This window comes from bacterium, assembly GCA_035549195.1.
Classification (GTDB): Bacteria; Oederibacteriota; Muellerivitia; order Muellerivitales; family Muellerivitaceae; genus DASZRK01.
On the sequence record DASZRK010000075.1, the window covers coordinates 36,980 to 50,921 of the forward strand.

General features: G+C 60.5%; 16 protein-coding genes. 15 read left to right on the plus strand and 1 reads right to left on the minus strand.

Going from position 1 to position 13,942, the window contains the following annotated elements:
- Positions 1-16: 16 nt before the first annotated feature.
- The 10 genes from VHE12_12840 to VHE12_12885 all read left to right on the plus strand — a co-directional run bounded on the left by VHE12_12840 (position 17) and on the right by VHE12_12885 (position 8,969).
- Entirely contained in the window at positions 17-1,468 is a 1,452-nt protein-coding gene (locus VHE12_12840) for a menaquinone biosynthesis decarboxylase (protein HVZ81668.1), read from the plus strand.
- A gap of 78 nt (positions 1,469-1,546) precedes the next feature.
- Positions 1,547-2,236: a bifunctional demethylmenaquinone methyltransferase/2-methoxy-6-polyprenyl-1,4-benzoquinol methylase UbiE gene (gene ubiE / locus VHE12_12845; protein ID HVZ81669.1), complete on the plus strand. Its 690-nt coding sequence runs from the start codon at positions 1,547-1,549 to the stop codon at positions 2,234-2,236.
- A 1-nt stretch (position 2,237) separates the two neighbouring features.
- Positions 2,238-2,810: a UbiX family flavin prenyltransferase gene (locus VHE12_12850; GenBank protein HVZ81670.1), complete on the plus strand. Its 573-nt coding sequence runs from the start codon at positions 2,238-2,240 to the stop codon at positions 2,808-2,810.
- A gap of 4 nt (positions 2,811-2,814) precedes the next feature.
- A complete protein-coding gene (locus tag VHE12_12855; protein ID HVZ81671.1) occupies positions 2,815-3,684 on the plus strand; it encodes a UbiA-like polyprenyltransferase in 870 nt (289 codons plus the stop codon).
- A 23-nt stretch (positions 3,685-3,707) separates the two neighbouring features.
- On the plus strand, positions 3,708-4,832 hold the full coding sequence (mqnE, locus tag VHE12_12860; GenBank protein ID HVZ81672.1) for an aminofutalosine synthase MqnE: 1,125 nt from the start codon (positions 3,708-3,710) through the stop codon (positions 4,830-4,832).
- A gap of 41 nt (positions 4,833-4,873) precedes the next feature.
- Positions 4,874-5,794: an MqnA/MqnD/SBP family protein gene (locus VHE12_12865; GenBank protein HVZ81673.1), complete on the plus strand. Its 921-nt coding sequence runs from the start codon at positions 4,874-4,876 to the stop codon at positions 5,792-5,794.
- An 87-nt stretch (positions 5,795-5,881) separates the two neighbouring features.
- The gene (gene mqnC, locus VHE12_12870) at positions 5,882-6,919 is read left to right on the plus strand and encodes a cyclic dehypoxanthinyl futalosine synthase (protein HVZ81674.1); all 1,038 of its coding nucleotides are present in this window, start codon (positions 5,882-5,884) and stop codon (positions 6,917-6,919) included.
- Positions 6,920-7,049: 130 nt separating this feature from the next.
- A complete protein-coding gene (gene queF / locus VHE12_12875; GenBank protein ID HVZ81675.1) occupies positions 7,050-7,406 on the plus strand; it encodes a preQ(1) synthase in 357 nt (118 codons plus the stop codon).
- 150 nt (positions 7,407-7,556) lie between these two features.
- Positions 7,557-7,976 (plus strand): tetratricopeptide repeat protein, encoded by a 420-nt coding sequence (locus VHE12_12880; protein ID HVZ81676.1) that lies wholly within the window; start codon positions 7,557-7,559, stop codon positions 7,974-7,976.
- Between the two features lie 93 nt (positions 7,977-8,069).
- A complete protein-coding gene (locus VHE12_12885; protein ID HVZ81677.1) occupies positions 8,070-8,969 on the plus strand; it encodes a fused MFS/spermidine synthase in 900 nt (299 codons plus the stop codon).
- A gap of 8 nt (positions 8,970-8,977) precedes the next feature.
- On the opposite strand, the gene VHE12_12890 is transcribed toward VHE12_12885, so the two are convergent.
- Complete coding sequence (locus VHE12_12890) at positions 8,978-10,273, minus strand: glycosyltransferase family 9 protein (GenBank protein ID HVZ81678.1); 1,296 nt, start codon at positions 10,271-10,273, stop codon at positions 8,978-8,980.
- A 118-nt stretch (positions 10,274-10,391) separates the two neighbouring features.
- On the opposite strand from VHE12_12890, the gene VHE12_12895 reads away from it, so the two are divergent.
- The 5 genes from VHE12_12895 to VHE12_12915 all read left to right on the plus strand — a co-directional run bounded on the left by VHE12_12895 (position 10,392) and on the right by VHE12_12915 (position 13,941).
- Complete coding sequence (locus VHE12_12895; GenBank protein HVZ81679.1) at positions 10,392-11,648, plus strand: amidohydrolase family protein; 1,257 nt, start codon at positions 10,392-10,394, stop codon at positions 11,646-11,648.
- 137 nt (positions 11,649-11,785) lie between these two features.
- Positions 11,786-12,244, plus strand: coding sequence for a 50S ribosomal protein L13 (rplM, locus tag VHE12_12900; GenBank protein HVZ81680.1), 459 nt, complete (start codon positions 11,786-11,788; stop codon positions 12,242-12,244).
- Positions 12,245-12,246: 2 nt separating this feature from the next.
- The gene (gene rpsI, locus VHE12_12905; GenBank protein ID HVZ81681.1) at positions 12,247-12,642 is read left to right on the plus strand and encodes a 30S ribosomal protein S9; all 396 of its coding nucleotides are present in this window, start codon (positions 12,247-12,249) and stop codon (positions 12,640-12,642) included.
- A 96-nt stretch (positions 12,643-12,738) separates the two neighbouring features.
- Positions 12,739-13,176 (plus strand): NUDIX domain-containing protein, encoded by a 438-nt coding sequence (locus tag VHE12_12910; GenBank protein ID HVZ81682.1) that lies wholly within the window; start codon positions 12,739-12,741, stop codon positions 13,174-13,176.
- A 21-nt stretch (positions 13,177-13,197) separates the two neighbouring features.
- A complete protein-coding gene (locus tag VHE12_12915) occupies positions 13,198-13,941 on the plus strand; it encodes a TIGR00730 family Rossman fold protein (GenBank protein HVZ81683.1) in 744 nt (247 codons plus the stop codon).
- Position 13,942: the final 1 nt, after the last annotated feature.

The window sequence follows — 13,942 nt, forward strand, 5'->3', positions numbered from 1 at the left end:
CAAAGAACGGACCATCGTGGCTTATTCCTCATTGACCGAATTCGTCGAGTTCCTCGATAAAAAAGGCGAACTGCTCCGCATCCCGGACGAGGTGGATCCGGTCCTGGAGATCACCGCCATCACCGACAAGGTTTCCAAGTCCTATAACGGGGGCAAAGCCCTTCTTTTCGAGAAGCCCAAGGGAAGCCCCTATCCCCTGCTCATCAACGCCTTCGGCTCCCGCCAGCGCATGAGCTGGGCTTTGGGGGTCGAGGACCTGGAAGAACATGCCGTCGCCATCAAGGAACTTCTGGAACTGAAGCCGCCCAAGGGAATCGTCGAGAAACTGAAATTCCTCCCCAAACTGGGGGAGATCGCTAAGTTCCCGCCCACCGAGGTTTCCAAGGGGGCCTGCCAGGAAGTGGTCGAGGACCAGCCGGACCTCACCCAACTGCCGGTCCTCAAGTGCTGGCCCCAGGACGGGGGCCGGTTCATTACCTTCCCCCTGGTCTATACCCAGGACCCGGAAACGGGCCTTCGCAACATCGGCATGTACCGCATGCAGGTGCACGACGCCCGGTCCACGGGCATGCACTGGCAGGTCCACCACGGTGGAGCGGGCCATTACCGTAAGGCCGAGAAGATGGGCAAACGCCTGGAAGTGGCGGTCGCCTTGGGAGGCGATCCGGCCCTGACCTATGCGGCGACCGCTCCTTTGCCCGAGGGCATCGACGAGCTTCTTTTCGCCGGGTTCCTGCGCAAGAAGCCCGTGGAACTGGTCAAGTGCAGGACCGTCGACCTGATGGTCCACGCCGACGCCGACTTCGTCCTGGAAGGCTATGTGGAACCGGGCGAGCGCAAGACCGAAGGTCCCTTCGGGGACCATACGGGCTATTACAGCCTGGCCGACCCATACCCGGTCTTCCACGTGACCTGTATCACCCGCCGCAAGAAGCCCATCTACCCGACCACCATCGTGGGGAAGCCTCCCATGGAGGACGGCTGGCTGGGCAAGGCCACCGAGCGGCTTTTCCTGCCCCTGATGCAGAAGGTCCTGCCGGAAGTGGTCGATTACGACCTGCCCATCGACGGCATCTTCCACAATTTCGCCATCGTCTCCATCGACAAGCAGTATCCCCAGCACGCCCGCAAGGTCATGTACGCCCTCTGGGGACTGGGCCAGATGATGCTCAACAAGGTGGTCGTCATCGTCGATCAGGACACGGACGTGCATGACTACGGCCAGGTCCTCTGGCGGGTGGGGAACTGCATGGACCCCAAGCGCGACGTGGTCATCACCGAGGGGCCCCTGGACGTGCTGGACCATGCCTCGCCCATGTGGGCCTGGGGCGGCAAGATGGGGATCGATGCCACGAAGAAATGGAAGGAAGAAGGGTTCGAACGGGAATGGCCGGAGGAGCTGGCCATGACGCCGGAAGTGGAGCAAAAAGTACTGCCGTTGTTGAAGAAATACGGATTGATCAAATAAGAAGTTCAATGCTTAGTTTTTGAATTTTAAATCCTCAGTTAAAAACTAAGAATTAAACATCAAGAATTGGGGTTAAAAGTGAGCCAAAAAATACAGACCATGTTCTCCGATATCGCGCCGACCTATGACCAAGCCAACCACGCCCTGTCCTTCAACAAGGACATCCTTTGGCGAAAGGAGTCGATCGAACAAATGGGCAAGGACGGGTTCGAGCCGAAGATGGTCCTGGACCTTTGTGCCGGGACGGGGGACTTCGCCATGGCCCTCCGGGCGAAATACCCGGCCGCCAAGCTCTTCCTGGCCGATTTCGCCAAGCCCATGCTGAAACTGGCCAAGACCAAGATGACCTCCCAGAGCGGGGTCGAGTTCTTCGAGGCGGACGCCCTGAAATTGCCCTTCCAGGACATGGCGTTCGACACGGTCCTCTGCGGGTTCGGGGTGCGGAACCTGGATTCGCTCGATAAGGGTCTTTCCGAGATCGCCCGGGTCCTGAAGCCGGGGGGAAAGGCCGTCATCCTGGAGTTTTTCCGGCCGTCCGGGCTCTTTTCCCAATTGGCCCATGCCTTCTATATCAAGTTCCTGGTGCCCATGCGGGGCGGGGCCATCTCACGGAACAAAGAAGCCTATGAATACCTGCAGCAGACCTCGAGCAGTTTTTCGTCCATCCGGGATTTCCGCGATCTGATGGAAAAAAAGGGTTTCAAGGACATCACGATCGAAACCAAGACCATGGGTGTCGCGGTGAGTTTGGTGGGGGTGCGTAAATAAGATGAAGAAGCTATTGGTCGCGGTCTCGGGCGCCTCGGGCACCCTCTATGCACGGCGGTTCTTCCAACACCTTCCTTATGATGATTGGGAAGTGCACGCCGTCGTGTCCGGTTCGGCCCGGATCGTGGCCTCCCACGAGGGGGGGCTCAACCTGCCCCCGCACGTGCGGGAATGGGACGAGAAGGACCTGACGGCGCCTTCCGCCAGCGGCTCCAACAAATTCGAGGCCATGGTGGTCATCCCTTGCTCGACCACGACCCTGGGGAAGCTCGCCCACGGCATCGCGGACAACCTCATCACCCGCTCGGGGGAAGTGTTCCTCAAGGAGCGCCGCAAGCTCATCCTGGTGCCCCGGGAGACCCCCCTTTCCTTGATCCAGATCAAGAACATGGAACTGTTGACCCTGGCCGGGGCGCATCTCATCCCGGCCGTTCCGAGCTTTTATGGGAACCCCAAGAGCATCGAGGACTTGGTGGACACGGTCATCGCCCGGGTCTATGACCATGCGGGGATCGATGCCGAAGTTTCCAGGCGGTGGCGGGCGGAAGAATCCCAACAAAAGATCCAAGATTGAGCCCATGCTGAAAAGCTTCAAGGTCTTTTCGAACCTGGTGGTCCTGCCCCATTCCGTTTTCGCCTTGCCTTTCGCCCTGGCCAGCCTCCTGACCGCCACCCATGGGAAACCGCCCCTGCGCGTCCTCCTGCTCGTCATCGTCTGCATGGTCCTGGCCCGCACCGCCGCCATGGCCTATAACCGCCTGGTCGATGCGGACATCGACGCCAAGAACCCCCGCACCCAAAACCGGGACATCCCGGCAGGGCGCATAAGGCCCTGGCAGGTCAGGGTCATCGTCCTTATCTGCTTCTTCGCCTTCATCGGCACCTGTTATTTCATCAACCCGCTTTGCTTCAAGCTTTCCCCCCTGGCCATGGGCATCGTGTTCTTCTATTCGCACACCAAGCGGTTCACCTGGACCTCCCATTTGTTCCTGGGACTGGCCCTGGGGGTCGCGCCCGTCGGGGCCTGGATCGCCGCCACCGGGGCCTTCGCGCCCGAGCCCTTTTGGTTGATGATGGCGGTCATTTTCTTCCTGGCGGGGTTCGATATCCTCTACGCGACCCAGGACGAGGCATTCGACAAAAAAGCGGGATTGCAGTCCTGGGTGGTGCGGTGGGGGATCGGGCCCAGCCTGTTAGCCTCTCGATTCTTCCATTTCGGTATGTTAGGATTTCTCGCTGGTTTCGGGGCCCAGGCCGCATTTCCGAGGCCCTATTACATGGGGATCGGCCTGATCGGGGCCCTTCTGCTCTACCAGCACCTGAAGGCCTACAAGCTGGAAAAGGCCGGGGGACGCTCCCACTTCACCCTTTCCCCTTCCATGATGAAGATGAACGGCTGGGTCTCGGTGCTCTATTTCGCCGTCGTCGCCGTGACCATCTGGGCCTGACCTAGATCCAAGGGGTTCCCGTCTTGCTTTTGAAACGACTGCTGGAAAAGTCCTCCCTAAAAGACATCTACGAGAAGGTCGAGAAGGGCGTCCGCATCACCGACGAGGAAGCCCTCCGGCTTTACCATACCAACGAGCTCCACGTCCTGGGCGCCATGGCCAACCTGGTGCGGGAACGCAAGAACGGCAACGACACCTACTACAACATCAACCGCCACATCGATTACACCAACGTCTGTGCCACCACCTGCAAATTCTGCGCTTTCTCCCGCTTCGAAGGGGAGGAGGGCGCCTTCGAGTTCACCCACCAGCAGATCGCCCAGAAGGCCAAGGAAGCCTACGAACGGGAGGGCATCACCGAGCTTCATATCGTCGGCGGGCTCCATCCCCAATACGATCTGGCCTGGTACGAGGAGATGCTACGCCTGCTCAAGAAGACCGTGCCGACCGTCCACCTGAAATGCTTCACGGGGGTGGAGATCGATTTCTTCGCCACCAAGTTCAATATGTCCTACCAGGACGTCCTGGGGAGGCTCAAGGCCGCGGGGCTGGATTCCATGCCCGGCGGCGGCGCCGAGATCTTCCATCCCGAGGTGCGGGAGCGGATCTGCCCGGGCAAGGCCACGGCCGACCAATGGATCGAAGTGCACCGGACCGCCCACCAACTGGGCCTTCGCACCAATGCCACCATGCTTTACGGCCATGTGGAGAAATACGAACACCGGGTGGACCACATGCGCCGTCTGCGTGAATTACAGGACCAGACCGGCGGTTTCCAGACCTTCATTCCCTTGGCCTTCCATCCGGACCATACCGCCATGGACCACTTCGCCCGTCCTTCGGGCATCGAGGACCTGAAGACCCTGGCCATCGGCCGCATCTACCTGGACAATTTCCCTCATATCAAGGCCTATTGGATCATGTTGGGCGTCCGCCTGGCCCAGTTGTCCCTCTCGTACGGGGTGGACGACATCGATGGGACGGTCATCGAGGAGAAGATCTACCATATGGCCGGGGCCGAGACCCCCGAGATCATGACGGTCTCGGACCTGCGCCGTTTGATCCAGGAAGCCGGCCGCACACCGGTGGAGCGGGACACGCTTTATAGGGAACTGAAGCGGATCCAAGAACCTGCTTTGGCGAAATAGGTTGGGTCGAGCCGTATCAAAAAAACGAAAAGGAACCGATCATGAGCGAAACTCCGGCCAATAATCCAGCCGCCACTCCAGCCCCGGCCCCAAAACCGGCGGCTCCGGCCCCCGCGGCCGCGCCGGCCACACCGGCGGCTGCTCCGGCGGCCGTTGCCACGCCGCCCGCCCCGGCTCCGGCGGTCCCGGTCAAGTTCATTGCCCGGCCCATGAACATCGGGGTGGCCCCTTTCTTGAATTCCCAACCCCTCATCTGGGATATGAAGAACCATCACAAGCTCTTCGATGTGGCCCCGGCCGACATGGTCAAGTTGCTCAAGGAAGGCCGCTTGGACGTCGCCCTGGCCCCCATTGTGGTCAAGTTCCTGAACCCCGAGCTCCAAGTGGTCCCCGTGGCCGCCATCGGCAGCAAGGGGCCGGTCAAGAGCGTTCGACTCTTGGGGAACGGGCCTTGGAGGATCGTTCAAAGGATCTTCGCCGATAAGCGCTCCCAGACCTCCGTTCTGCTGGCCAAGTTGATCCTGAAGAAGTGGTATGGCGCCAAGGATGTCGAAGTGAAGGCCGTGGATATGAGCGAATTCCGGGTCACCAGCGGCAAGCCTTGGGAAGCGGTCCTCCAGTTCGGGGATATCGCCCTGGAGAGCGCCCCGACGGGCATGAACGTCATGGACCTGGGGGCCGAATGGACGCTCCGCACGGGCAAACCCTTCGTTTACGCCGTGTGGATGGCCCGTGACGTCCAGGTGGCCCGTGAGATCGAAATGGACCTTCTTGCCTCCAAGAACGAGGGGGTGAAGCACTTCGGGGAGATCGCGGAGAACTACCACGGCATCTGGGTCTTCCACCGGCCGCAGGCCAAGGAATACCTCGAGAAGAACATCGACTATGCCTATACCCCTAAGGAAGTCCAGGGCCAACTGGAGTTCCAGAAGCTCCTCAAAGAAGAAGGGTTCATCATTTAACGACAGCGATCAGCTGTCAGCGGTCAGTCGTTAGCGAGGGAAAAGAAAATGCCAACAGCAAGCGTCGGGACACTTCAAGAGCGTATTTTGGACGGCCACGTCGTCAACCGCGAGGAGGCCCTGGAGCTCTATCAGAACTCGTCCCTGAGCGAGATGGGCGCCATCGCCGATATCCTGAAGGTCCGCACCAAGGGCGACCGGATCGCCACCTACCTCATCGACCGCAACATCAACTACACCAACGTTTGCGTGACCTATTGCAAGTTCTGCGCGTTTTACCGGGAGCCGGGCGACACGAAGGAAGGTTACGTCAACGAGGCCGAGAAGATCATCCACAAGATCACCGAGGCCAAGCAGCACGGCTGCACCCAGATCCTGCTCCAGGGAGGGCATCACCCCGACCTGACGCTCGATTGGTACCTCTCCACGCTTTCCCGGGTCAAGCAGGCCCATCCGGACATCACCCTGCACTCCTTCTCGCCCCCCGAATTGGTCCATTTCTCGGGCCTCTTCGGCATGCCGGTGAAGGAGATCCTCAAGAAATTCAAGGAAGCCGGCATGGATTCCATGCCCGGAGGCGGCGCCGAGATCCTGGTGGACCGGGTCCGCAAGGAGATCGCCCCCTTGAAGGCCAGTACCGAGGAGTGGCTGGGCGTCATGCGCGACGTTCATTCCTTGGGCATGCGCTCCACCGCCACCATGATGTTCGGCCACGTGGAGACCGTCGCCGAACGCATCGAGCACATCTTCCGGATCCGGGAGGTCCAGGAGGAAACGGGCGGCTTCCTGGGGTTCATCCCCTGGCTCTACCAGCCGGGCAACGAGAGCCTGGGCCTCAAGAGCGCCAGCGGGCAGGAGTACCTGAAAACCCTGGCCTTGGCCCGGATCATCCTCAACCACACGCTCCCGAACCTCCAGGCTTCCTGGGTCACCCCGGGAAAGAAGATCGGGCAGTTGGGCCTCAAATATGGCGCCAACGACCTGGGGAGCATCATGCTGGAGGAGAACGTGGTGGCCTCCACCGGCCTGCGCTACCTCATGAGCCTGGACGAGATGAAGCGCCTCATCACGGAGATGGGCTACGAGCCCCACCAGCGCGATACCTTCTACCAGTTAGTGAACTGATCAACGGCAATTTTTGATTCTTAGTTTTGAATTTTGAATTGCACGCCGGGTTCAATCGAGAATTAAGCATAAAAAATTAAGAATTGGGGGCGGGATGAAAGCCTACAATGAAACTCACGCTAAATCCGGCTTGGATCTGCGGCTGCCATCGATCGAAACGTTCCCCAACCACTTTCCGGCCTACACCATCCGCATCGAGATCCCCGAATACACCGCGGTCTGCCCCAAGACGGGCCTGCCCGACTTCGGGACCATCATCCTCGAGTACGAACCAGTGAAGCATGTGCTGGAGCTCAAGTCCCTCAAAAGCTACATCCTGGCCTATCGCAACGTGGGGATCTTCTACGAGAACGCGGTCAACCGAATGCTCCGGGATTTTACGGCCGCCGCCCGCCCCAAGTGGTGCAAGGTGACCGGCCAGTTCGCCACCCGGGGGGGCATGCACTCCACCATCACGGCGGTCCACGGCAAACCCATTCCCCGCTAAAACCCCGTTTTTTCCCGTTTTATTGGAAGAAAAGCTCCTGGGTCCGTCCAAAGATCGAACGGCTGAAAAACCCTCCCTAAAGCCAGGCAAGCCCTCGGGGGAGGGGGTAAGATGAGTGACACGGTGATGCGCCGACCTTAAGGATGTGGCATGAAACGTTTTCAGACCCTTCTCCTTCTTTTGCTCCTGGCCCTCCAACCCGGGATGGCCCTGGCCAAAGGGAAGGTTTCCCAAGTCGAGAAGGATTACATGAAGGGCCTCGAGTTCTACCTCGCGGGCCATTACGAAAAGGCCCTGACCCGGTTCCACTGGGCCATCGACGGGAAATGGGATTTCTGGCAGTCCTACCAAATGTTGGGTTATTGTCATTTCGAATTGCGCGAGAAGGAAGCGGCCCTTCGAGCCTTCCAGGAGAGCCTCCGTCTGAACCCCCAAAACCCGGCCTTGGTCAAGATCGTCCAGGACCTCAAGAGCGGGGCGTTGGATATCCCGGTCCGTCCGGTCCTGGCCGAAGAGCACCCGCGAGGTCCTGTGGCCGAGATCCCCACCTACTATTCCTTCAATAAATAAGCCCCCGGGCCTTCCTGGAAATTAACCGGGCCGCTATTTCGATTTCCGTTATAATCCCCCCCGTTGCCAGCCTTCCCCAGGAGCCGCACCCCCATGCCCGTCAAGACCGAGTGGACCACCAATACCTTCGGCCACGTCTATAAAGGCCGTTCCCTTTACAAGGGCAAGACCCCTTTCCAGTCCATGGAGATCTTCAAGGACGAGACCTTCGGCACCATGCTCTTCCTGGACGGAAAGATCCAGATCAGCCACGGCGACGAGAACCGCTACCACCAATACCTGGTCTCCGCGCCGCTCCTGGCCCACCCTTCCCCGAAGTCCATCTGCGTCATCGGCGGGGGGGATTGTTTTGCGTTGGAGGAGGCGGTGAAGTTCAAGGGCTTGGAACGCATCCTGATGTTGGAGATCGACAAGGGCGTGGTCGATTTCTGCCGGAAGAAATACCCCGTCATCGAAAGGGTGCTCCGGGACCGCCGGGTGGAGATCATCTACAAGGACGCTCGCAAGTGGCTCGAGGACAACCCCGGGTCCTTCGACGTGCTTATCATCGACCTGACCGAACCCCATGGCCCTTCCAAGATGCTCTACACCCGGGAGTTCTACCAACTCTGTCGCAAACGCCTGAGCAAGAAGGGGATCATCTCCATCCACACGGACAACTACTATCTTTTTCCCGAATCCTTCGCGACCATCTACAAAACCTTTCATTCGGTCTTCCCGAACATCCTCACCGCCCGGGTGGACATGCCCTGCTTCGGCATGGGATGGACCTACCGCATGGCCTCCGCCTCGCCCATCTCGCTCAAGACCTTGGAGGGCCATGTGGCCAAGATGCGCAAAAAAGGCGTGTCCTTCGACTATTTCACGCCTTCCACCTACCGGGTGGAGCCCACGAACGAGGAATTGAAGGTCTTGAGGAAAAGGGGCAGGATCTCCACCGACCGGAAGCCCTACGATAAATTCGAGAAGATGGAGAAGTACGTCACCCGCTGAGGCGGGTGTTAAGCCTTGGTTTTTTCCAGGTAATCCGAGATCTCCCCGGCCATCCCCTCCACATCCAACCGGTCGTAGCAGCGGACCTTTTGGCAGGTCTTCGCCATCTTGTTCACGCAGGTGATGTTGCGGCAGGGGCTTTCCGACACGAAGGTGCGGGAGGGCGCATCCTGATTGGCGGGAGGGAAAAGCGGGTCGGTCGAATCGTAACCCGACATGTGGGCCGGGGTCGCTCCGAAGACCGAGACGACGAAGGTCCGGTTCCGGAACTCGGAGTTCCCGCTCTTGGAGCGTTTACGGGCCGCGGCGATGTGCAGGGGGCCCGTGTCGCCCGTCACGAAGACGTCCGCCTTGTCGATCAAGGCTGTATAGGCGTCAATGGGGAGGCTGGTAGGGACCAGGACGACCCGCCGGCGCTCCTGCGGGTCCAGGCCCTCCAGGATCCTTTGTTCGATGTTCTTGTGGGTAAAAGCCGTTCCCAAAAGCACCTCTACATCCATTCGAAGCACCCTTTTCAACAGTTCCACCTGGTAATGCTCGGGGATGAGCGTATAGGGGGAAGCCGTGTCCGGGTTCAGGAAAAAGAGGGGTTTCCCGGGCCGGATGCCCGAGGCCTGGAGCCATTGCTCGGCGGTCCGAAGGGCCCCATCGGAAAGGAACACGTCCACCCCCCGGAAGGCCCGGGACGCGAAGGTGTTCCGGCTCGAACGAAGGAGCTTGTCCGGGAAGGAATAGCTTTGATGAAGGAAGTGGTTGATCCCGGTCCGGTCCAGGCCGTTGCGGATCAGGCGCGGGGCCACGGTCATGAAATTCAAAATGGCCTGGCCGGGAGGAAAGAGGCTGTCGTCCTCGAAAAAGGGGGAACAGTTGAAACAAAGGTCATAACGGTTCTCCGCCACCAGTTCCTTGACCGATTCGATGTCGGCGGGCTCGGGGAAGACGACCCCCGTGAAGAGGGGATAAAGGTTGGAAATGACCGGGTTGCCCTCGATCAAACAAGCGACGGATTTTTTGATGACAAAGTCGATCCGGGCGTCGGGGAAGTGGGCCCGGAAGGCATAGACCGCCCCCTGCAACATGACTGCGTCGCCGATATGGATGTCGGGAATGACCAGGATCCTCTCGAATTTCTTGACCTTGCGGATCCGCTCCAGGTTTTGGCGGGCGACCAGGTCCACCAAGAAGGGATTCCCCAACAAGTGGGGAATGGTGTGGTCGAAGAACCAGGCCCCACCCCGGGGGAAATAGGTGGTGAGCTGGCTGGTCAGGTGGAAAAGGGTCTTCTGGAGTTTGTTGTCGAGCATGGGCGCCGTTACTTTAAGGAAGGGCCGGGGCGGGGTCAATATGAGGGCCTCCCTTTCGGCCGTCTTTTGTGACGCCCTTGCGTTCTTCCGCGGGGACTTCCACGGTAAACTAGCCGCCATGGCCCAACGGTTGATCCTCTATTCACGCCTCCTGCTGACCATGGACCGGGAACATCCCATCGAGGATGGTTTTGTCCTGCTCCAAGGTCCCCGCATCCTCCAAGTGGGGAGGCGCCGGGACCTGGACCCGGTGCCGTCGGCCCGCGTGCTGGACCTGGGGGACACGGTCCTTCTTCCGGGGCTCATCAACGCCCATTGTCACCTGGACTTCACCCACTTATGGCGCAAGGTCCCTTATCGCGGGAGCTTCATCGATTGGCTGCGGCGCATGGGGGCGGCCACCCGGGCCTCCACGCCCGGCCAGTTCCGCCAGGGCATCCGGGCCGGCATCCAGCAGAGCCTGGCCTACGGCACCACGACCCTTTGCGATGTCTCGACCACCCTGGAAAGTTGGCCGCTCCTGCGTTCCTCGGGCCTTCGTTCGATCCTGTTCGTCGAGCTCCTCGACCTCCTTCAGGCCTCCCCCAAGGACTATTGGAAGCAGGTCCAGGAGCGGGTCCTGGGGTTGTTGAAACGGGAACCGCCCACACCCACCTTTCGATGGGGCTTGAGCCCGCACACGCCCTTCACCGTTTCCCGGGAGCTTTACCGCCTGGCGGGGCGCTACCTGGAACAGCATCCGCGCGTGCCCACCACCATCCATGTGGCCGAGAGCCGGGAAGAGGCCCGGCTCTTCAAGGACGGCCGGGGGCCCTTGGGGAGCAGTTTGGCAAGGCTCAATCCCCATTGGGTGCTGCCCCGCAACACCACCCCCGTCCAATATCTCAAGCACGCGGGTTGGCTTCCCAAACTGGACCTGGGGGTCCACTTGAACGCGGTGAAGGGAACCGACATCCGGGTCCTGGCCAAGAACCGGGTTGCGGTGGCCCATTGCCCCGGAAGCCACGAATTCTTCGGCCATCCGGCCTTTCCTTATGAAAAAATGAAACGGGCGGGGGTTCGGATCTGCCTGGGGACGGACAGCCTGGCCAGCAACGGGTCCCTTTCCCTGTTCCGGGAAATGCGGATCTTCCGGCAGGCGCATCCGCACGTTCCCGCCCGCGAGGTCCTGTCCCTGGCCACCAGCCGGGCCGCCGAGGCCTTGGGTGCGGGGCGTGAATTAGGGCGCATCCGGCCGGGTCACCTGGCGGACTTGATCGGGATCCCCCTTCCCAGGTCATCGGCCGGGAGGGACCCTTTTGAGAGGGCGGTCCAATACCGCGGACAGGTCTCCTTTGCCATGGTCCATGGGGAGCTTCGGTTCCGGGTCCCCTAGATTTGGTATGGGTGCTTTTGGGCCCTTTTGGCCCGAAAACGGCCCCATCGTTCTTGACACACCTTCCAAAACCCATATAATTCAGGCCCTTGTCCCCAAAGGCCAAGTAGTTTCCATCAGATCGGAGCAGGATTTTTATGCAAAAGACTTATCTCGCCTCGAAAAAGGACATCAACCGTAACTGGTGGATCGTCGACGCCAAGGACCAGGTCCTGGGCCGCCTGACGTCCCAAGTGGCCGCCCTCCTGAGAGGCAAGCACAAGAGGACCTTCACGCCCCATTTGGAGAACGGGGATCACGTGATCATCGTCAACGCCGGAAAGATCCATTTGACGGGGAAGAAGTGGGACACCAAGGCCCACCACCGCACCTCGGGCCGTCCGGGTGGATTGTCGACCGAAGAATACAAGAACCTTCGCACCACCAAGCCCGAACGGATCCTGGAATACGCCATCAAGGGAATGCTCCCCAAGTCGAAGCTGGGGGACCGCATGTTCGGCCGGGTGAACATCTATGCCGGCGAGACCCATCCCCACGTCGCCCAGAAGCCCCAACCATTGACCCTGGCCCATAACGCCACCAAAAGAGGAGAGTAACCGTGCCCGCTACGAAAGAACAATTCGCCGCCACCGGCCGCCGCAAGACCTCGGTCGCCCGTGTCATCCTCCGGCCCGGCAAGGGCCTTTTCGTCATCAATGGGAAGCCCCTTGAAAAATTCTTCCCCGAGGTCAAGCACGCCGTGGTCCGTTCGCCGCTCGAGACGGTCTCGGCCCTCAATAAGTACGACGTGTTCGCCAACCTGACCGGGGGCGGCATCACGGGACAGGCGGAGGCCTTGCGCCACGCCATCTCCCGCGCGCTCCTCAAGGTCGATTCCGAGATGCGCAAGCCCCTCAAGGTGGCCGGGTTCCTGACCCGCGACCCCCGTATGGTCGAGCGCAAGAAGTACGGCCGCAAGAAGGCGCGCCGCCGCTTCCAGTTCTCGAAGCGTTAAGGTCCCTTGGGTCCGCTGGTCCGGGCCCGGTAGGATCGTTGTTCCGGATCCCGCGTGCCTTTTGGGTGCGCGGGATTTTTTGTTTGGGAGGATCCCTTGCCCCATAAGCCCCAGACGACCCCCAAGCTCGCGGTCAACGCCTTCGTCTTCGACGGGCGCAAGCGGGTCCTCCTGGCCAAGCGCACGGACAACGGGCTCTGGTGCGTTCCGGGGGGGCATGTGGACCTGGGGGAGACCCTGGCCCAGGCCTGCGTCCGTGAATTGCGCGAAGAGACGGGCCTGGAAGCCCAGGTCCTGCGTCTGATCGGTGTCTATTCGGATACGGCGGGGTCCCTCCATATCGCCCAGGGGCCCGAGTGGCATACGGTGCGGGTCAGTTTCCTTTGCAAGGTGACGGGCGGGGAACTCACCCCCAGCGAGGAAACCAGCGAGCTGGGTTTCTTCGACCTAGCCGCCCTTCCCCCGCTCATCACCGACCATGCCCAGCGCATCCGCGACGCGGCCAAGGGAAATCCGGAAGCCTTTATCCTTTAAAAAAACTCGAGCGAGGACCAGATGCCACAACGCAAAAAGACGGCCCGCCGGACCCCTTCCGTGGAAAGGCGGCACAGCCCCCGGCCCAAGACCAACGGCTCCACCAACCCTTTCATCGCCAACGAGTTCAAGGAGCAGGATACCTGGCGGATGTTCAAGATCATGTCCGAGTTCGTGGAGGGTTTCGAGGCCCTGCGGGACATCCGCCCGGCAGTGGCCATTTTCGGGTCCGCCCGTACCCAACAGAGCGCCAAGGACTACCGCCTGGCCCGGGAGATCGGCTTCCGTCTTTCCAAGAAGGGCTTCTCGGTGATCACGGGGGGCGGGCCCGGGGTCATGGAGGGAGCCAACCGGGGCGCCCATGAGGCCGGGGGACGGTCGGTGGGCTGCAACATCGAACTGCCCTTCGAGCAAAAGCCCAACCCCTACATCAATCTGCCGGTGGACTTCCATTACTTCTTCATCCGCAAGGTGATGTTCCTGCGCTATACCTCGGCGGTCATCGTGATGCCGGGCGGGTTCGGAACCATGGACGAGCTTTTCGAGGTGGTGACCCTGGTGCAGACCCGGAAGATCGACCCCATGCCCATCATCCTGGTGGACCGGAAATACTGGAAAGGGGTCCTGGATTGGATCCGGGACTCGGTCTATGGCGACCGGCGCTATATCGACGAAAAGGACCAGGACCTGTTGCAACTGGCCGACCGGCCCGACGAGGTGGTCTCGATCATCACCCGCCATTACCGCTACAAAAAGCTCCTCTAGC